14 protein-coding genes are annotated in these 19,309 nt (G+C 35.7%); 8 read left to right on the forward strand and 6 right to left on the reverse strand.

What is annotated here, in order from left to right; translation table 11 throughout:
- Positions 1-28: 28 nt before the first annotated feature.
- Genes FLS47_RS08855 through FLS47_RS08865 form a run of 3 tightly spaced genes read right to left on the reverse strand, consistent with a single transcriptional unit; the run spans position 29 to position 3,173 of the window.
- On the reverse strand, positions 29-2,530 hold the full coding sequence (locus tag FLS47_RS08855) for a TraG family conjugative transposon ATPase (protein ID WP_149914018.1): 2,502 nt from the start codon (positions 2,528-2,530) through the stop codon (positions 29-31).
- On the reverse strand, positions 2,527-2,856 hold the full coding sequence (locus tag FLS47_RS08860) for a DUF4133 domain-containing protein (RefSeq protein ID WP_149914019.1): 330 nt from the start codon (positions 2,854-2,856) through the stop codon (positions 2,527-2,529). The genes FLS47_RS08855 and FLS47_RS08860 overlap by 4 nt, the downstream gene beginning before the upstream one ends.
- A gap of 11 nt (positions 2,857-2,867) precedes the next feature.
- A complete protein-coding gene (locus tag FLS47_RS08865; RefSeq protein WP_149914020.1) occupies positions 2,868-3,173 on the reverse strand; it encodes a DUF4134 domain-containing protein in 306 nt (101 codons plus the stop codon).
- 225 nt (positions 3,174-3,398) lie between these two features.
- Between FLS47_RS08865 and FLS47_RS08870 the strand changes: the two genes are divergently transcribed.
- The 5 genes from FLS47_RS08870 to FLS47_RS08890 are packed head-to-tail and all read left to right on the forward strand — an operon-like array spanning position 3,399 to position 12,490.
- Entirely contained in the window at positions 3,399-3,713 is a 315-nt protein-coding gene (locus FLS47_RS08870) for a helix-turn-helix domain-containing protein (protein ID WP_149914021.1), read from the forward strand.
- A gap of 5 nt (positions 3,714-3,718) precedes the next feature.
- Positions 3,719-6,796: an Eco57I restriction-modification methylase domain-containing protein gene (locus FLS47_RS08875; protein WP_149914022.1), complete on the forward strand. Its 3,078-nt coding sequence runs from the start codon at positions 3,719-3,721 to the stop codon at positions 6,794-6,796.
- A 1-nt stretch (position 6,797) separates the two neighbouring features.
- Positions 6,798-8,450: an N-6 DNA methylase gene (locus FLS47_RS08880; RefSeq protein WP_149914023.1), complete on the forward strand. Its 1,653-nt coding sequence runs from the start codon at positions 6,798-6,800 to the stop codon at positions 8,448-8,450.
- Between the two features lie 24 nt (positions 8,451-8,474).
- The gene (locus tag FLS47_RS08885; RefSeq protein WP_149914024.1) at positions 8,475-10,577 is read left to right on the forward strand and encodes an ATP-dependent nuclease; all 2,103 of its coding nucleotides are present in this window, start codon (positions 8,475-8,477) and stop codon (positions 10,575-10,577) included.
- A complete protein-coding gene (locus tag FLS47_RS08890; protein ID WP_149914025.1) occupies positions 10,553-12,490 on the forward strand; it encodes an ATP-dependent helicase in 1,938 nt (645 codons plus the stop codon). The genes FLS47_RS08885 and FLS47_RS08890 overlap by 25 nt, the downstream gene beginning before the upstream one ends.
- 30 nt (positions 12,491-12,520) lie before the next feature.
- On the opposite strand, the gene FLS47_RS08895 is transcribed toward FLS47_RS08890, so the two are convergent.
- The 3 genes from FLS47_RS08895 to FLS47_RS08905 are packed head-to-tail and all read right to left on the reverse strand — an operon-like array spanning position 12,521 to position 14,380.
- The gene (locus FLS47_RS08895) at positions 12,521-13,159 is read right to left on the reverse strand and encodes a conjugal transfer protein TraD (RefSeq protein WP_149914026.1); all 639 of its coding nucleotides are present in this window, start codon (positions 13,157-13,159) and stop codon (positions 12,521-12,523) included.
- A gap of 11 nt (positions 13,160-13,170) precedes the next feature.
- Complete coding sequence (locus FLS47_RS08900) at positions 13,171-13,608, reverse strand: DUF3408 domain-containing protein (RefSeq protein WP_149914027.1); 438 nt, start codon at positions 13,606-13,608, stop codon at positions 13,171-13,173.
- A 4-nt stretch (positions 13,609-13,612) separates the two neighbouring features.
- Positions 13,613-14,380 (reverse strand): ParA family protein, encoded by a 768-nt coding sequence (locus FLS47_RS08905; RefSeq protein ID WP_149914028.1) that lies wholly within the window; start codon positions 14,378-14,380, stop codon positions 13,613-13,615.
- Between the two features lie 740 nt (positions 14,381-15,120).
- Between FLS47_RS08905 and mobA the strand changes: the two genes are divergently transcribed.
- The 3 genes from mobA to mobC all read left to right on the forward strand — a co-directional run bounded on the left by mobA (position 15,121) and on the right by mobC (position 19,109).
- Positions 15,121-15,555 carry a conjugal transfer protein MobA gene (gene mobA, locus FLS47_RS08910; RefSeq protein ID WP_223225195.1) on the forward strand — a complete coding sequence of 145 codons (435 nt, stop codon included), beginning with the start codon at positions 15,121-15,123 and terminating at the stop codon, positions 15,553-15,555.
- A gap of 2 nt (positions 15,556-15,557) precedes the next feature.
- Positions 15,558-16,844: a conjugal transfer protein MobB gene (mobB, locus tag FLS47_RS08915; RefSeq protein ID WP_149914030.1), complete on the forward strand. Its 1,287-nt coding sequence runs from the start codon at positions 15,558-15,560 to the stop codon at positions 16,842-16,844.
- Between the two features lie 255 nt (positions 16,845-17,099).
- Positions 17,100-19,109, forward strand: a complete 2,010-nt coding sequence (gene mobC, locus FLS47_RS08920; protein ID WP_149914031.1) for a conjugal transfer protein MobC — start codon at positions 17,100-17,102, stop codon at positions 19,107-19,109.
- The last annotated feature ends 200 nt before the right edge of the window (positions 19,110-19,309 follow it).

The following is a 19,309-nucleotide window of genomic DNA, read 5'->3' on the forward strand; positions in this document are numbered from 1 at the left end:
TGTTTTAAAATTTTTAAATGATTAATAATTAGTGATTTACGTTATCACGCTTTTGCATGGCGATGTGCTTAATGGCGAGTTCAACATTTCCGTCCAGTTCCGATGCGAGCTGCATCACTTCCAACTTTTCGGTTTCTTCGGTGGTGTATGCGAGGTATTCCTCCAAACTCACTTCGGTGGCATAGACTGCCGAGTGCGTACCACCTAAGCCAATCCAAACCTCTTTGTAAAGTCGGCTGGCGTCGTTGTTCATATTGATGGAAAGTACCTGTCCTTTCTCTTTATCCGTAAGTCCAAGCATTGCCTGTATATCGTCGAACTTGTTCATATACTTGCGCTGGTCAAGTAGGATTTTACAATCGGAGTTGTTGATGATACTTTCTTTAACAATGGGCGACTGGATGATGTCATCGACTTCTTGCGTAACGACAATAGCTTCTCCGAAGAATTTGCGGACGGTCTTAAATAAATACTTAATGTATTCCGCCATTCCTTCTTTGGCAATCGCTTTCCAAGCCTCTTCAATTAAAATGAGTTTACGAATACCTTTGAGCCTTCGCATCTTATTGATGAAGACTTCCATAATGATGATGGTAACTATGGGAAAAAGTATTTTGTGGTCTTTAATTGCATCTATCTCAAACACAATAAATCGTTTGGAAAGCAGGTCTAATTGCTTGTCTGAGTTCAATAGGTAATCGTATTCGCCTCCTTTGTAATAAGGCTCTAATACGTTGAGAAAATTGGCAATGTCAAAATCTTTTTCTCGAACCTGTTTTTCTTCTAAAACCTTGCGGTAATCGCCTTTGACGTATTCGTAGAAACCGTTGAACGACGGGTAAATATCATCCGTTTTGATGCGTTCGATGTATCCCGAAACAGCATTCGATAAAGCCACTTCTTCCGAACGGGTTGGTGGTTCATCTTCTCTTTTCCATAGGGTAAGTATCAGGGTTTTGACACTTTCACGTTTCTCAATATCGAACACACCATCATCTGTATAGAAAGGGTTAAAGGCAATCGGGTTGTCTTCGGTATAAGTAAAATACACACCGTCTTCACCTTTGGTCTTTCCCTTGATGAGTTCGCATAAGCCTTGATAAGAGTTACCGGTATCAACCAACAATACGTGTGCACCTTGTTCGTAATACTGTCGTACCATATGGTTGGTGAAGAACGATTTACCAGAACCCGATGGGCCAAGTATAAACTTGTTCCTATTCGTGATAATACCTCGTTTCATAGGCAGGTCGGAAATATCCAAATGGATAGGTTTTCCCGTAAGCCTGTCAGCCATTTTGATACCGAACGGCGAGGGTGAATTGTGGTAGTTCGTTTCTTCCGCAAAGAAACACAAGGAGGGTTCAATAAACGTGTAAAAACTTTCCTCACTCGGGAAGTCGCCTGCATTGCCTGGCATTCCTGCCCAATACAAAGTGGCAACATCCGTTGTGTTGTGACGAGGCTTACATTCCATTAGTGCCAATGCACTTCCGCAATCGTTCTTTAGCTGTTTCAGTTCGGCAGGATCTTCCGACCACGCCATAATGTTGAAGTGAGCTCTGATTGAAGACAAACCAAAGCTGTGAGCTTCATTCAGGTACTTTTCAATCCATTCTTTGTTGATTTGGTTGGCACGACTGTACCTTGCCAGTGAGTGCATATTTCTTGCGGACTTCTCAAACTTTTGCAGGTTGTCTTCGCTGTTATCCAAAAACAAATACTGGTTGTAGATGTGGTTGCAGCTTAACAACAAACCCGCAGGTGCAGCGAATGACAGACGGCAGTCGCTACGGTCGGTAGATAGCTTTTCAAAACGGGTATCTGCCGATACCGTTCCGGGCAAATCGTCCGTATCGGACAAAGTATGCAAAGACAACCTTTTGTTGCCGATGCGTACCTCTTCTGTTCCGAGTGCGATGTCCTGCATCGGTGTTCCAACTTCCCGCGATAATGTGAGATACTGTTCCAGTAGTCCCTGTGTCGTTTCTGTTCCGATGATTTCATCTTCGGTCAGGCGTTTTAGGCTTACAAAACCGCTATCATTTACGATACGCTCAAACTGGGCAACCGCCTCCAAAAAGCGATGTATCGTTTCCTTGTTAATTTCCTTTGGGATCAAAACACCTTTGCATAGCGAACTAAAGTTGCTTTGCATCCGCATTCTGTTTTTGGTTGTCTTGGTCAGAAACAGATAGCAATAATGGTTCAGAAATGGTCGCTCATTAAAATGACGCTGGTAGGATTTCGATAAGAAGCTTTGATTTTCGGTTGCTAAATCAGGCGTATAACTTTCTTTGATGTACCAGTCCTGTTTATGGATAACCGTAAAATCAGGTAAAGTCTTGATAGCCTTATGCCAAGCCGAATGAATAGCTTCGTATTCTGCCGATGCTACCGTGAACAGTTCCGGTAATCGCACTTCAAAACAGGCGGTAATGTCTGCATCTTTGGAAAGAATGCAGTTGTTTTCTACTGCCAACAATGGAAATTTGTTCTCCAATGTGGTGGATTTTGCTACATTTCTCATACGGCATTCTGTTTAGGCGTGAATTTTAAATAACGGTGTACAGGCTTGCGACAGATAATGTATCGGGGATGTCTTTTTCTTGCACCAACTTTCATTAGTCCATGTTCTCCATATTTTTGGTTCAGCGAAAAGGTTTGCCAAATGATGAGCGAAGCACCACCTGCTCCGAGAAACAGGCAGATGTAAGAGTTTACGCCAACCATATACATTATCATCACGAGAATGAGCGTACCAAGCAACCCACCTGCGAAAATGAACAGGTACTGTGCTTTCAGTCCTTTAAACTCCACCGTTCTGCCAATGCCTTTGTTGATATTATAATTCATAAGGCAACGGATTAAAGGAAGAACGAACGCAGAATAGTAGCGGCAACAATCAAGAAGATACATGCACCAAACCATGAAGCTGCTGTTTTGGAAGTGTCGGGATCGCCCGAACTGAATTTGTTGTACACCTTAACACCTCCGATTAGTCCTACCACTGCACCGATGGCGTAGATTAATTGGGTTGCGGGGTCGAAATACGATGTTACCATTTGGGTAGCTTCGTTGATACCAGCTGTACCGTTTCCCTGTGCGAACGCACCAATTCCTGACAGCATAGCCACGGTTGCCAGCAAAACTTTTTTTCTTTGTTTTTTCATAATTGAAACACATTAATTTGTTATCGTTTATCCGCACCTTGCGGACTTTCGGAACAAAGGTGTTTCAGAAATCAAGGCAGTATAAGAATGTGACAGTCAAAGGAAGTGTTTGGCTGTGAGTGGCTTTATTGGTTTAATGCGAATTACTTCATAATAAAGTTTTTCAACAATTTGAATTGCTATGAAATTTTTGCATAAATTTGACACAATATGTCAACATAAGTTATGTCAACAGAAACAATAGGAGAAAAATTAAGACACATCCGAGAAGAAAGGGAACTACCACTGCGGAAAGTTGCAGCCTTACTGGATATTGATGTTGCGATTTTGAGTAAAATGGAACGTGGGGAAAGGAAAATTACTAAGGAAATAATTACGAAGCTTGCTGATATTTATCAATCTGACTCAGATGAACTTTTGGTTTCATTCCTTAGCGACAAAATTCTCTATGAAATTAAAGATGAAGATCTGGGAGAAAAAGCTTTAAAATTGGCGGAAGAAAGAGTTAAATACTTAAAAGCAACAAAAAACAAAAGTTAGTAAGAATGGCATATGTAATTACTCGAAATAAGCAAGAAAGTTTAGAACAATTGAAAGTATTAATATTGGCTTTCAGTAAAGAATATGCTGTTTACAAAACAGAGAAGTATAAAGAAGCTCAACTTCGTATAGATTTTCTTAATCCATTCTTAAAAACTTTTGGATGGGATGTCGATAATGAGAAAGGAAAATCTCAGTTTCTTCGTGATATTATTCAAGAAGAGAGTATTGATGTTGACGATGAAGATGTAATCACAAAGAAAAATCCTGACTATACCCTTAGGGTTCAGGGAATAAGAAAGCTGTTTCTTGAAGCAAAGAAAGCTTCAATAGATTTAAGTAAAGATAATAAAGCCGCTTTTCAGACTCGAAGATATGGCTGGAATGCTAACTTAGGTATTTCTATTCTAACAAATTTTGAAACACTTGTAGTATATGATTGTCGTTATAAACCAAATGTAAAAGATGCTGTAAGTATTGCAAGATATAAGATATTCCATTATTCAGAGTTTGAAAAATTCTTTGATGAACTTTATGACCTTTTATCTTTTGAGTCCATTGCTAACGGATATATTGAAGAGTATTTCTCCCTTACTGAAAAAGAAACAACAACTTTTGATGATGAATTTTTAAGACAAATTGAGCATTGGAGAGAAAGTTTAGCAAAAGATGTTGTCGTTAATAACCCTGAAATTAATAATGAGGAAATCAACTTTTTAATACAACGATTACTTAATAGGATTGTTTTTCTCAGAATTTGTGAAGATAGAGAAATAGAGAAGTTTGAGACTTTAAGAAAAATCAAGAATTATGAAGAATTAAAGAAGTTATTTAGAATTTCAGATAAAAAATATAATTCGGGATTATTCGATTTTATTGAAGATATTTTTTCTCTAAAAATAAATCTCAACTCAGAAATCCTCATCCAGATATTCAACGAACTTTATTACCCTCAAAGTCCATATGATTTTTCAATCGTGGATCCTACAATTCTCAGCCAGATTTATGAAAGGTATTTGGGAAGTAAAATATTTATAGGTGAAGAAAACCAAGTTTTTATAGTTGAAGAACCAGAAGTTGCTGCTTCTAACGGAGTGGTACCTACTCCTAAGTTAGTGGTGAAAAATATTATTGAGGAAACATTATCTTCATTAATAAATGGTAAATCTCTAGATGAAATCAAATTACTAAAAATAGCTGATATCTGTTGTGGCTCTGGCACATTTTTGATTTCAGTTTATGACTATTTAATTGAAAGAAACATTGTTGGTTTAGTCTCTCAAGGGATAATCAATGATGAGATCATTTATCAATCTTTTGATGGGGCATACCACCTTACGCTACAGGCGAAACATCAAATTATAACGGCTAATATTTTTGGCGTTGATATCAATCCGTATGCTGTTGAAGTAACCAAATTTAGTTTATTGCTTAAGTTATTAGAGAATGAAAATGCGGGCTCTATTGATAATTTTTTAGTCAAGTATAAACAAAAGGTTTTACCGAATCTGGAAGAAAATATCAAATGCGGAAATTCATTAGTTGATAACACCTATTTTGAATATAATCCTGATGCGATTGAGAATGATGAGCTTCTTTTTAAATTAAAGCCTTTTAATTGGTTAGAAGAGTTTCCTTTTTTAGTAGAAACCAATGGTTTTGATGCTCTAGTGGGAAACCCTCCTTATGTGAGAATTCAGAATATAGTCAAATATTCAATAGAGGAAATTGATTATTTCCAGAGCGACATCTCCGGATATACTGTAGCTACTTCTGAAGCTTTTGATAAATATTACTTATTTATTCAGCGAGCAATTAATTTGATAAATGATAATGGTGTATTGGGGTATATTGTTCCTCATAAATTCTTTATTGTAAAAGGAGGAAAATCCTTAAGAAACTTTATTACCGCAAATGCTTCATTATTTAAGATTCTTCATTTCGGAGTAACACAAGTATTTCCGAATAGAAGTACTTATACGGCCATTTTAATATTAGATAAAAAGGAAAGAGAAGAATTTTATTTTAAACGAATCAGAAGAATAACATCCGATTTATCTGTTGATGCTATACATTATGACAATTATCTGAGTAATAAATATCAATCTTTACCTTGGGTATTTGTCTCAAAACCAACAGAAGCTGTATTTGAAAGAATTGGAAGCGGTAATGTAATTGCTCTTCAGTCTATTGCTGAAATTGCCGTGGGGTTACAGACCAGTGCTGATAAAACATATATATTTCAACCTGTAGCGGAAACAGAAAGCACCTATATTTTTGAATCTAAAGGAATACAGTACGAAGTAGAAAAGGATATTTGTAAACCTTGTCTTTACGATTTATCATTTGGTTTGTTTGACACGGTTGAACACAATGCAAAAATGATATTTCCTTATACTATTGTAGGTGGAAAAGCAGAAGTTTTTACAGAAAAGTATTTTGAACAAAACTATCCCCTTGCCTGGACTTACTTAAATACATTTAAAATACCGCTTTCTAAAAGAAGTATCAACGGAAGCAAGGAACCTAAATGGTATCAATTTGGAAGATCACAAAGTTTAAGCCGATTCCATAATACACCAAAACTAATTTGGTCTGTACTTTCTACTAAACCTGGATATGTATATGATCAGGAAAATCTTCAATTTACTGGAGGTGGTAATGGACCTTATTATTCGTTATTTACAAATTCTGAATATTCCCTGTTTTATATTTTAGGGATTTTGGCACATCCTGTTATTGAAGCAATGGTAAAGTCTGGGGCAAGTGAATTCAGAGGGGCTTATTATTCTCACGGAAAACAGTTTATTGAAAACCTTCCCATAAGGAAAATTGATTTTGACAATCCGGATGAAAAACGGCAACACGATGACATTGTAAAAACGGTAAAACAGCTAATAAACACGAAATCAGCAATCAATCAAGAAACTATATATACCAAGCGGAATATATTAGTACGCAAGATGGGTATTCTATCTAACAACTTGATACAACAAATAAATACTTTATATAACATTTCAGATGAAGATGTAAACGTGATAATGAGTGATGAAATGTTAAACAATATTATAAGCGAAGATTAAAATGAGTACAGAAGTTACAGAAAATATTGATTCTAAAAAATTAAGAGGTGGATACTATACTCCACAGCCTATTGCAGATTTTATTTGCAAATGGGCAATAACTAATCCTACGCAGAAAGTGTTAGAGCCAAGCTGTGGTGACGGTAATTTTATAGAGTCGGCAATTAAAAGATTTAAAGAGCTTGGCGTTCAGGATAATCAGTTATATGGTTTAATTCAAGGAGTAGAATTATTAGAAGTTGAGGCAGAAAAATCAAAAAAAAGAGCTGCAAAGTACGGACTGAATTCAGATACAATTACGAATGATGACTTCTTTAATTTTATTTTAGAGACAAACGGAAATGCTCGATATGATGTAGTCATTGGAAATCCTCCGTTTATTCGTTACCAAAACTTCCCAGAAGAGCATCGTGATCTTGCTATCAAGATGATGCAAGAAATGGAACTACGCCCTAACAAATTAACTAACATATGGGTGCCTTTTCTAGTGATTTCTGCAAGTAAATTACGAGCAAATGGTAAATTAGGAATGGTTATTCCAGCGGAATTATTTCAGGTAAAATATGCCGCTGAAACTAGAGTATTTCTTTCAAATTTCTTTTCTCGCATTACGATAGTAACTTTTAAAAAACTTGTATTTAGTGATATTCAGCAAGAGGTTGTATTACTGCTTTGTGAAAAAAATGTGGAAGAAAATAAGGGTGTAAGAGTTATTGAAGTAAATGATTTAAAAGAACTTGGAGCTCTTAACCTTGATCAGATACAAAACATAGAAGTTAAATCACTGGATCATTCTACTGAAAAATGGACAAAGTATTTTCTGGATGAGAATGAAATACAATTATTACGACGTATTAAAGCTGATGAGAGGATAAATCCTTCTTTTGATGTGATGGATGTTGATGTGGGGATAGTAACGGGAAGAAATGAGTTTTTTATGATGAATGAGGAAACTGTTTCTCAATGGAAACTACAACCATATACTACAAGAGTTGTTGGAAAATCTGCTCATTTGAAAGGCATTGTTTATGATGAAACCGATTTTGAAGCGAATGTAGCAGCAAGGTATCCTGTTCATCTGTTCTTGCCTGAGGCAAAAGAGTATTCAAAGCAGCCAAAAGCTGTTAAAGAATATATTTCTTATGGCGAGGAGAAGGAACATCATACGGGGTATAAATGCAAGATCAGAAAGCTTTGGTATATCACACCATCGTTATGGTCTCCAGATGCATTTGCATTACGCCAAGTCGGAGAATATCCTAAATTGATTGTAAATAATACAGGTGCATCATCTACCGACACGATCCATAGAGTACGTTTTAAAAATGGTGCAAATGCTGAGATAGTTGCCTTATCTTATCTAAACTCATTGACATTTGCTTTTTCTGAAATTATGGGAAGAAGTTATGGCGGAGGCGTTTTAACTTTTGAACCATCTGAAATAGAAGAACTTCCCTTACCTATTTTAAGGGAAGATCATATGATTAATTTTGAAGAAATTGATGCTTTAATGCGTAATAGAAATATTGAAGAAGTGCTGGATATTATTGATAATGAACTATTGATTAATCAATTAAAATTTAGCAGAGCAGATGTGGACACTTTAAGAGGTATCTGGAAAAAATTATCCAACAGAAGAAACAACCGAAAATGATATAATACATTATACTAATTCACCGTGAAAATATTCAAGATTGAAATTCAGAACTTTAGATTACTAAGGGATTTCTCAATAGATATAGAGAAAGATCTTTCGTTGGTTATCGGGAAAAATAATACAGGAAAAACTTCTATACTATCAGTACTAGACAAGTTTATTAATGAAAAAAGCAAATTCTCTTTTGAAGATTTAAATATAGAATTTAAAAAAGAGCTAAAAGTATTGTTTGAAGTAGATCCTTTTCCTGAAGAATTTGAACCTATTGGCATAAAAATGAAATTGTTTATACAATATGGGGAAACCGACAATCTTTCAAATGTGAGTAGGATATTAATGGATTTAGATCCAGAGAATAACATAATAGTATTAGGATTTGAATATACACTAAGCTATACTGATTTTATAAATTTAAAATCAGATGTCGAAGCATTCGTAGCAAATGAGTCCATTAAAAAAGTAAACGCTAAAAAGAACGGTTTAGATTATGAAGCAAGAGGCTTAAAAGAGTTCTTACAAAAGGATATTAGGAATTATTTTAAAATTCAAAAAAAATCATTTGCATACAATATCACCACCAAGACAGTCAATGAGAAAGTCTTTATTAATCTGGATAAAGAATTAATAGGTATCAAAGATATCATAAGCTTTAAATATATAAGTGCAAGGCGTGATGTAACAAATAAAGAAGTCGATAAAACTTTGTCCCGACAAACTTCAAACCTCTATAAGAAAAAAGAAGATAGTAGTGAGAAAAATCAAGCTACTGAAGATTTTAAAGATCAGCTCACAGGAACAGATAAAGTACTTACAGAGATTTATGGAAGCTTGTTTAATGGCGTTATCGAAAAGGTGAAAAATTTTGGAGGCATCAGAATAAATGAATCTGAAATCTCAATCATTTCAACTTTACAGCATCGGGAGTTATTGGAGGGTAATACTACTGTTGTTTACACACACGATGAACATAAGTTGCCTGAACATTATAACGGATTAGGTTATATGAACCTGATAAGTATGATTTTTGAAATAGAAATTCTGGTTCAGGAATTTAAGCGGGAAAAGGACAAAAAGCCTGCAGATATCAATCTGCTTTTTATCGAAGAGCCCGAAGCACATACACATCCACAGATGCAATACGTTTTCATAAAAAACATAAAAAAGTTGCTTGGTGAAGGTGTAAAGAGAGAAGATGGAGAAAATCGAACATTACAATATATTATCACGACACATTCCTCACACATAGTTGCTGACAGCGATTTCGATGATATTAAATATCTAAAGATTCGGGGAAAGAATAATGTAGAGGCAAAAAACCTCAAAGATTTAAAAGAAGATTACAATATTAATACAGATCAGTATGATTTTTTAAAACAATACCTGACTATTAGCAGAGCTGAAGTATTCTTTGCAGATAAAGCAATTCTAATTGAAGGAGATACCGAAAGAATTCTCATACCAACTTTTATGAGAAAGGTCGATATGGAAGAAGAGGCTCGTTTAAAGGTTGAAGGTATTGAAGATAAATTTCAACCATTATTATCTCAAAACATATCTATTATTGAGGTTGGAGCATATTCGAAAATATTCGAAAAATTCATCAATTTTTTAGGTATAAAAAGCCTTATTATAACGGACATAGATTCTAAAGGTGATATAGGTAATAAAAATAAGAAGGGCGAAGCAGTAATAGAAGCCTGTGCAGTTAATGTAGGAATTGGAACAAGTAATGTTGCACTCACTCATTTTTTCTCAAAAGCGTCTTGGGATGAATTAAAAGTCTTAACTATAGAGCAAAGAATAATTTCATTGGGTGATGCGGATGTTTGTATTTGCTACCAACAAGAAGAGCTTACTTATCACGCCAGAAGTTTTGAGGATGCTTTTATTCATTTGAATAGAAACTTCATTAAAACAAATAAGGCTACATTTCACGGATTGAAAAATATTGATGAATTTGATGATGATACCACCAGTCCGTATGAATTAGCAGCTTCTTGCATAAAAAAGAAAACTCATTTCGCTTTGGACATTCTTTACCACAGCGATGAGAAATTCAGTAATTGGCAAATTCCGGAATATATCAATAAAGGACTATTATGGTTGAAGGCAGACAAAAATTAGAACAGGAAGTACAGGAAATATTCAAAAGTATTGATGAAGGTCGAAACTTTCTTCTAAGTGGCGGTGCTGGTAGTGGAAAAACATATTCCTTAGTCAACGTCATCCGACAGGCAATCGCAGAAAATCCTACTGCAAAAATTGCTTGTATGACTTATACAAATGCAGCAGTAAAGGAAATTGAAGAAAGAGTAAATCATAAGAACTTAAATGTTTCGACCATACACGATTTTTTATGGGATAACATCAAGCATTTTCAGAAAGAACTTAAAGGAGTTTTAGTTTCCTTAGCGAATGATGAAAGTATAACAGATATCAACATTGAAGAAGTCAATCCGGTTCCGGAAGATTATTTTGATGGTTTAGAGAATGGAATACAGTATAAAGAGTTTCTTAGAATTCGGGAAGGTATTATCTCTCACGATGAAATACTGATAGTAGCCAATTATGTTTTTGAGAAGTATCCTAAGCTCAGTGATATTGTAAAGGATAATTATAAATTCATTTTTATTGATGAATATCAAGATACCAGTAAATATGTGGTGGAGATTTTCTTAACTCATTTTAATAAAAGTAAGAAGAAGAACATCATAGGATTCTTTGGAGATGCAATGCAATCCATATACGATGACGGAATTAGTAACCTTGATGATTACAAGGGTGAAGAAGATGGCTTAGTTAAAGAAATAAAAAAGGAACAGAATAGAAGAAACCCACAAAAAATAATTGATTTAGCTAATCAACTCCGAACAGATGGTATTGAACAAGTTCCTTCCAATGATGATAATGCACCTAATATGGTTGGTCATGTTGTAAAAGGCGGAAGCGTTCTGTTTTTGTATTCCAGTAATGGAGATATTGAAAGGGTAAAGCAATATCTTAAGGATAATTCAGCTTGGAATTTTACCAATTCGAAAGAGACCAAGGAACTGAATCTGACCCATAACTTAATAGCAGGAAAAGCAGGTTTTAGAGCTTTAATGGATGTTTATGATGCTGATCAGATTCTAAAATTCCGGGATAGAATTAAAAAGTATGTAAAAGATCAAGGAATAACCAATGATTTTTCAGATAATACATTTGGTGAAGTTATTGATCTTCTACAACAGGGAAAAACTGGGCGAGAATTAAATGCTGTTAGACCCACAAATACTATGCAAGCTTTTATTGATAGTAATGTTAAATTATTTAATTATGCTCAATCAATAAATTATGCTGAATTTTCAAAAATGTATGTCAACAAAGAGCAAATGCTTGATGACAAAAAACAAGATGAAGATGATGAAAATAAAAAGGGATCAAAGCGAGATAATTTAATCAAGCACTTGTTTAAAATTCAGACAAACATTTCATTATATCAGAACGAGAAATACAATGAGTTTTTAAGAGCTACTGATTATCGATATAGAATTTTAAGAATAGCCGATAAAAGAATATTAAAGAAAAATATCGAAGAATTGAGCAATAATGTTGGAGATAAAACGATCGAAGATGTTATTAATGATGCCAATGACAAAGGAATTTGTGTAAGTAATAACGATAGCCTTAATTCATTCAAGATAAAAAATGAGTATTTATATAATCGTGTGAAAGAGATAAAATTCAGGGATTTTCAAAATTTGTATAAATATTTGGAAGGACAAACACCATTTTCTACCCAACACAAAACGAAAGGCTCCGAATTCGATAATGTACTGGTAATTCTTGATAATGGACGATGGAACGATTACAACTTTGAATACTTGTTTTTAAATAGCGGTACTCCAAGTGTTTTGGAAAGGACACAGAAGATTTTTTATGTATGCTGTACAAGAGCTAAAGAAAATTTAGCTGTCTTTTACCATAATCCGAGTGCTCAAGTTATAGCTAAAGCAAAAGAGTGGTTTGGTGACAATAATGTGATCGATATTGGTTAAGCTTATTTATAAAAGTAGAAAGGGGTTTGCTCACACAAACTCCCCAATGTCAAAATCCCTCAAATCATTTTTCCGCAAGGTGGAAGAACTGTCCTCCGTTTCAGATAAAAGTGTACTATCCAAAAGCTCGGCAATTTTTTGAGAAGCACCCTCAATAGAATTTTCCAGTAGGCTGAATAATTCGGTTCCATGCAATTTTTGAACTAGGGCAACTGCTGTTTCCTTTTGAGATTGTTCCAAATTATCTTTTTGGAGTAATGCCCCTACAGTGCTAAGTTCGTCAAAGGTAACCCCTTGGGCAAAACCATTATCGACACCATATATTCCGTACCTATTCCATTCATCTTCCTCTTCTTCTAAATCAGATATATTACTGAAAACTTCGTCCAGTTCTTCCTGCGGAATTTGAATACCTACGTTTTCATTTTCGTCGTATTCAATGTCTAAATTATCAGGGTTTATCTCTGGTTCTGCTACTTGGCTTTCATTGGCTGTATTTGGCATCGAAAGTCTTTTTACTGGCTTAGGTTGCCCCATAATATCAGGTAGGTTTGCATTGATTTTTTCCTGCACTGGTTTCTTTTGCTCGGATCTTTTCTCAATGACAATCTTATCCTGCAAAAGCAGAACAATGACAATGAGCAGGCAAATCACAATTACTATTTCCATAATCAAATGCTTTAAAAAATGGGTTTAAACTTTTCGTTGAAATCATCGGTAATTGCTTTTTCAAACATTTCAAAATGATGTTCCAATATATTGTCAAGATAGGCATACAATGGTATCTCATCTTTACCAATGACCTGTACAATTCGGGATAACCTTTCGTGGTATTCCTGCCGGATGTAAATACTTTTATCCCCTCGTTTAGTCATCGAGTGAGTTTTTAAAAAGTGTTCGCCGTAGCTTCCGTCGAGGCTTTTCTTGCTGCGGTTCCTTTCCCGTTGTACATGTTTGTTTTGTGGTAATTCTTCCTGTTTTAATTTTTCCTTTTCTTGCCCTTCAGCAGGTTCGGGCGGAACCTGTAAGCCTTCCTTTTTAACGCCGTCTACCATCAAGTTCATCATCAGCTCTTCATTAATGTCCGGTGTGACTCTTCTTTTATTATCTTTTTCCATAGCGCTATAATTGAATGATGTTTAAAAATTCGCTGATGAACAGATTTAATTGGCAGGCTTTCATCAAACGTTCATCGGGTGGCATTACGGTAGAACGAAAAACCGTTTTGCTGTCCACTTCGCTTTCCTTACGAAATCGGGTGCTGTTCTTGACTTGGCTGTGCATCAGGCTTATCCCCAATTGCTCAATAAGCTGATTGTACACACAATACAGAGGTGTGCTTTCCCTGCCGTCCACCTGGTTCCAGAAAAGATTAATAGTTTCTATGGACGTTTCGCCTTTTTTCATAATCACGTCCTGTAAAAGTTGCGTGAAGATGAGCGTACTTTCCATTACCAAACGATCTGCCGTTATGGGTGTAAAAATGTGATGCATTCCTGCCAATGCATTTAGGATGCCAGGTGTGTTCACGGTTCCGGGCAGGTCAAAGAATACTACGTCAATTGGAACTGGAGAAGTGTTTACGAATTCGTGTGCTGCATCCAATACGCTGTCCGCTTTATGCTGTACAATGGGATAGGCTTTTTTGTTGATGGTGGTGAATTGCTTGTATGCCTGCTTTTTCAAAGCCTCATTTTCCATTACCATTGCCAAATCACGAGTTTTCATTTTCATCAGGCTGTGCTGCGGAAAATCCGCATCAAATACAGCTACGTTGTAGCCCAATCGATAGTGCATTGTACTGGCGACAAGCGTTGTAAAGGTGCTTTTGCCAACACCACCTTTTTGAGAAGAAAAGGCGATAAACAGTGGTTTCTTTTTTGTGTCCATATTATTAAAATTTAAAGTTTACATCTTCTTGTTTTCAGGCTTGCAGGCTATCAGTCAGGCAACTCCGATTTCGTTCTATCTTTCTTGCAGGATAGCTATCAGACTTGCTTGCAGGAATTATAGATTGCCTGCTTCCTTGCCGTACAGCAACCCTGCATCCATTCCAGTATCTTGTTAGGCAGGATTGCGGTCTTTCATTCGTTCCGTCTGCCATTCAATCCATCAGACGGGTAGGAAATTTTGATAGCAGGCTGTCATGCTTTCCAGCATTCCTGCAATTTTGCTTTTTTGCATTCCTGCAATCCAGTAGGCAGGATAACCTGCACTCTGCTGATCTTGAAATACGGGCTGACTGTCTGCTTGCCGACATTCAAGCACAAAGAACCAATCAATTTTATTCGATTGTATAGGGATGGCAGTGTTTGGCATTTAGAGGTAGCATTTGGCACTGTTACACAGTGCAACACTTTCGTGAACAGATCTTTACTTTGTATTGTGATTTTTATTAACGGATTTATGCAAAAATCTTTGACATATCTGGAGGTAATAGGAATGGCATCGAGCCATTTTTCCCTTTTACATTCAATCCGTCCCGCAGGGCGGATTTTTGTGTTCACCAGAACACGGCAAGTTGTGTTTTGAGCAGCTCGAAAAGTATTCCGATGCTCAAAACAACTTGCCCTAGCTGGGGTTGAAAAATCCTCCGAAGTCGGCTTTTGTGAAAGTTAAAATGGATGATTATGACTACAAAAAAGAGTTTTAAAAAACAAGGAGGGAGACCTCCGAAAACAGATCCAGCTAAAATTCGGTTTTCGATTTCATTTACAGAGGAAGAACATGCCAGATTTCTAACCCTCTTTGAACAATCAGGTATGCTGGTTAAGGCACATTTTATCACTTCACAAGTGTTTGGAAAGAAGATGAAGTCCGTTAAAATTGACAAAGGAACCGTTGATTTTTATATGCGATTGACCTCGTTTCACAGTCAATTTCGAGCAATCGGAGTGAATTATAATCAAATTGTGAAGCTGTTATACCGCCATTTTTCGGAGAAGAAAGCAGCTTCCTTTCTTTATAAATTGGAAAAGCAGACGGCTGAAATGGCGATTTTATGTCAAAAAATCATTCAGATCACGGAAGAATTTGAAGCGAAATATCTTAGAAAAGAACCTTGAAAATGATAGCAAAAATTGGAAGAAGCTCAAATCTATACGGTGCTTTGGCATATAACAATCTGAAAGTAGAGAAAGAAAAGGGACAAATTTTATTTGCAAATAAAATAATTGAAACAACAAATGGAGCATATACGGTCGCACAATTAACCCAATCTTTTGAGCCCTATTTGATTGCAAACCGAAATACAGACAAACATACCTTGCATATTTCACTGAATCCCGATCCAAAAGACCAAGTGAGTGATGATAAATTTCGGGAAATAGCACAGGAATATATGCAGGGAATGGGATATGGAGAACAACCTTTTCTGGTATTCAAACATACGGATATTGACCGCAGTCATATCCATATTGTGTCAGTTTGTGTGAATGAAAATGGTCAAAAGATTTCGGATAAATTTGAGAAAATGAGATCGCTGAATCTTTGTCGTGAATTGGAAAGGAAACACAGATTAATCCCTGCCACAGATAAAGAACGTAAACAAGCAGATAAGATTTTTCGTCCTGTGAAATACAAAGCTGGTGATGTGAAAAGTCAAATCGCATCAGTCATTCGACACCTACCGAACTACTACCAATTTCAGACTTTAGGAGAATACAATGCTTTACTTTCATTATTCAATATTACGACCGAAAAGGTAGAAGGGGAATTACACGGAAAGGCACAACGAGGATTATTGTACATCCCTTTAAATGAGAAAGGTGAAAGAGCTGGACATCCGTTTAAAGCTTCACTTTTTGGGAAAAATGCTGGACTTACTGCTTTAGAAGTCCACTTTTCAAAATGCAAAAACACTTTGAAAAGCCACCCAACCAAACAGACCTTAAAAGCTGCCGTTACCATGGCGCTGCAATCTACAAATGATGAGTTAAGTTTTAAAAAGCAGTTATGTGAACAAGGAATCAATGTAGTAGTCCGAAGAAATGATACAGGGCGTATTTATGGGATCACATTTATAGACCATAATTCTAGATCGGTTTGCAATGGCTCACGATTGGCAAAGGAACTTTCTGCCAATACCTTTAATGATTATTGGAACAATAATATTAAACCAGATATCAAAGATTCTATTGAATTACCATCGAAGGTATCTGGAACAGATGATGCGAATCTTTCGCTAGAAAAACCTCATTCTTTATTCGATTTCCTTAATACAGAATCTAAACACGAAGATGATTTGATTGAAGCTCTAGGAGGACTATTACCCGAAGCACATGGCGAAGATTACGAAGAATTGGATTTTGCTAATAGGATGAGGAAAAAGAAGAAAAGACCAAAAAGGAGTTAGTTGCTAGATGTTAGATCTGTTGAGTAATGCTTGAATCATTTTGGTTTATTTTAATCGGAATTAAGGGATTATTAATACCGTTTAACCAAGTAAAATATACAAAATGAGTAGAGTACTTAGCTGTTTAAGAAGGCCTCAATCCAAAGAAATAGTAGGTAAAGCCAAATGATTCCATAATATACATATGACTTCCCAATCTTTAAAGCCTGTACATTGAAGTATTAAATTAACGCCCGAACATTAAATTTTATAATAATGCAGGGTGAAGATAATTTAAGAGGTTTAGCCAAGATAATGGCTTTTATGCGTGCAGTGAGTATTCTTTTGGTACTGATGCACCTTTATTGGTTCTGTTACGGTTTCTTTTTAGAACGGGGCTGGACATTAGAAATAATCAATAAAATATTAAGGAATTTTGATAAAACAGCTGGTCTGTTTTCACATACGCTTTACAGCAAAGTATTTGCTATAGTTCTATTGGCTTTAAGCTGCCTAGGTACTAAAGGGGTAAAGAACGAGAAGATAACTTGGACTAAGATTTATGTAGCTTTAGGAATTGGATTTGTGTTGTTCTTCCTAAATAGCCCTTTGTTAAAACTATCTCCTGATATTGGAATGATTCTGTATATGCTTAGCCTTACATTGGGTTATGTTGCCTTAATGATGGCAGGGCTATGGATGAGCCGATTGCTTCGTACTAATCTAATGGACGATGTTTTTAATTATGAGAATGAAAGCTTCCAACAAGAAAACTATTTGATGGAAAATGAATATTCAGTTAACCTACCAACCAAGTTTTATTATAAGAATAAATGGAACGCTGGCTGGATCAATGTTGTTAATCCCTTTAGAGCAACTATTGTATTAGGAACCCCAGGTTCTGGAAAGTCCTATGCTATTGTCAATAATTATATTAAGCAACACATAGAAAAAGGTTTTTCAATGTATATCTATGATTTTAAGTTTGATGATCTTTCAACTATCGCTTACAATCATTTACTGAAGCATGTAGGTAAGTATAAGGTTGCACCTAAGTTCTATGTGATAAATTTTGATGATCCCCGTAAAAGCCATCGTTGTAATCCGCTAAATCCTGATTTTATGACGGATATATCGGATGCTTATGAGGCAGCTTATACTATTATGCTTAACCTGAATCGCAGTTGGATACAGAAGCAAGGGGATTTCTTTGTCGAATCTCCAATCATCTTACTTGCAGCAATCATCTGGTATCTTAAAATATATGAAAACGGTATGTATTGTACATTTCCACATGCTATAGAATTACTTAATAAAAGCTATGCAGACTTGTTTACGATATTAACCTCTTACGATGAACTTGAAAACTATTTATCACCCTTTATGGATGCCTGGCAAGGAGGTGCACAAGATCAATTACAAGGACAAATAGCCTCTGCAAAAATACCTTTGTCAAGAATGATTTCGCCAAGCTTGTATTGGGTAATGACTGGTGATGATTTTTCGCTGGATATCAATAATCCTCTAGAACCAAAGATTCTTTGTGTAGGGAATAATCCAGATCGTCAAAATATCTATTCGGCAGCATTGGGTTTATATAATTCTCGAATTGTTAAGCTTATCAATAAGAAAGGACAATTAAAAAGTTCGGTGATAATCGATGAATTACCCACAATTTATTTCAGAGGATTAGACAATTTGATTGCAACAGCACGAAGTAATAAGGTAGCTGTCTGTCTAGGCTTTCAGGATTACTCTCAACTTATTCGGGATTATGGAGATAAAGAAGCCAAAGTAATTCAGAATACTGTCGGTAATATTTTCGCTGGTCAAGTGGTAGGGGAGACCGCTAAAAATCTTTCTGAACGCTTTGGAAAAGTGTTACAAAAAAGACAAAGCATGACGATCAATCGAAACGATAAATCTACATCAATTTCTACCCAATTAGACAGCTTGATACCAGCGTCTAAAATTTCGACACTCACGCAAGGTATGTTTGTGGGGGCGATCTCTGATAATTTTGATGAACGCATCGAACAGAAAATATTTCATGCTGAAATCGTGGTAGATAATGTAAGGGTAGCTCAAGAAACTAAAGCTTACCAAAAGATACCTCAAATTCTATCTTTTGTAGATGATAACGGTGAAGATACTATGAAACAGCAAATTGAAGCCAATTACAAACAGATCAAACGGGATATTATACAAATTATAGAAAGGGAAATAGATCGTATAAAGAATGATCCTAATCTGAAACATTTGACGCAAGATAAAGATGATAAGTAAGTATACTTGACTATATGCTCTTGGGATTTGTTTACATTAACTGATTTTATAATTAATATAAGGCTTGTTTATATTTGTCAATCTTTCGTTGTATTGTACCTGATGGATAGTTGGGGCGTGTCACGACGCTGTATTTGGCTCTACATGAAATACAGCCGTGTCGGGTTATTTACTGTATCGTTTGTAGGTGCTGTAAGAGG

The organism is Sphingobacterium cavernae, from assembly GCF_008520265.1.
GTDB lineage: Bacteria > Bacteroidota > Bacteroidia > Sphingobacteriales > Sphingobacteriaceae > Sphingobacterium > Sphingobacterium cavernae.

Bases quoted from the DNA above. Each gene is read 5' to 3' on its own strand.
- FLS47_RS08855 (WP_149914018.1), bottom strand. From the start codon at position 2,530: ATGAGAAATGTAGCAAAATCCACCACATTGGAGAACAAATTTCCATTG.
- FLS47_RS08860 (WP_149914019.1), bottom strand. From the start codon at position 2,856: ATGAATTATAATATCAACAAAGGCATTGGCAGAACGGTGGAGTTTAAA.
- FLS47_RS08865 (WP_149914020.1), bottom strand. From the start codon at position 3,173: ATGAAAAAACAAAGAAAAAAAGTTTTGCTGGCAACCGTGGCTATGCTG.
- FLS47_RS08870 (WP_149914021.1), top strand. From the start codon at position 3,399: ATGTCAACAGAAACAATAGGAGAAAAATTAAGACACATCCGAGAAGAA.
- FLS47_RS08875 (WP_149914022.1), top strand. From the start codon at position 3,719: ATGGCATATGTAATTACTCGAAATAAGCAAGAAAGTTTAGAACAATTG.
- FLS47_RS08880 (WP_149914023.1), top strand. From the start codon at position 6,798: ATGAGTACAGAAGTTACAGAAAATATTGATTCTAAAAAATTAAGAGGT.
- FLS47_RS08890 (WP_149914025.1), top strand. From the start codon at position 10,553: ATGGTTGAAGGCAGACAAAAATTAGAACAGGAAGTACAGGAAATATTC.
- FLS47_RS08895 (WP_149914026.1), bottom strand. From the start codon at position 13,159: ATGGAAATAGTAATTGTGATTTGCCTGCTCATTGTCATTGTTCTGCTT.
- FLS47_RS08900 (WP_149914027.1), bottom strand. From the start codon at position 13,608: ATGGAAAAAGATAATAAAAGAAGAGTCACACCGGACATTAATGAAGAG.
- FLS47_RS08905 (WP_149914028.1), bottom strand. From the start codon at position 14,380: ATGGACACAAAAAAGAAACCACTGTTTATCGCCTTTTCTTCTCAAAAA.
- mobA (WP_223225195.1), top strand. From the start codon at position 15,121: ATGACTACAAAAAAGAGTTTTAAAAAACAAGGAGGGAGACCTCCGAAA.
- mobB (WP_149914030.1), top strand. From the start codon at position 15,558: ATGATAGCAAAAATTGGAAGAAGCTCAAATCTATACGGTGCTTTGGCA.
- mobC (WP_149914031.1), top strand. From the start codon at position 17,100: ATGCAGGGTGAAGATAATTTAAGAGGTTTAGCCAAGATAATGGCTTTT.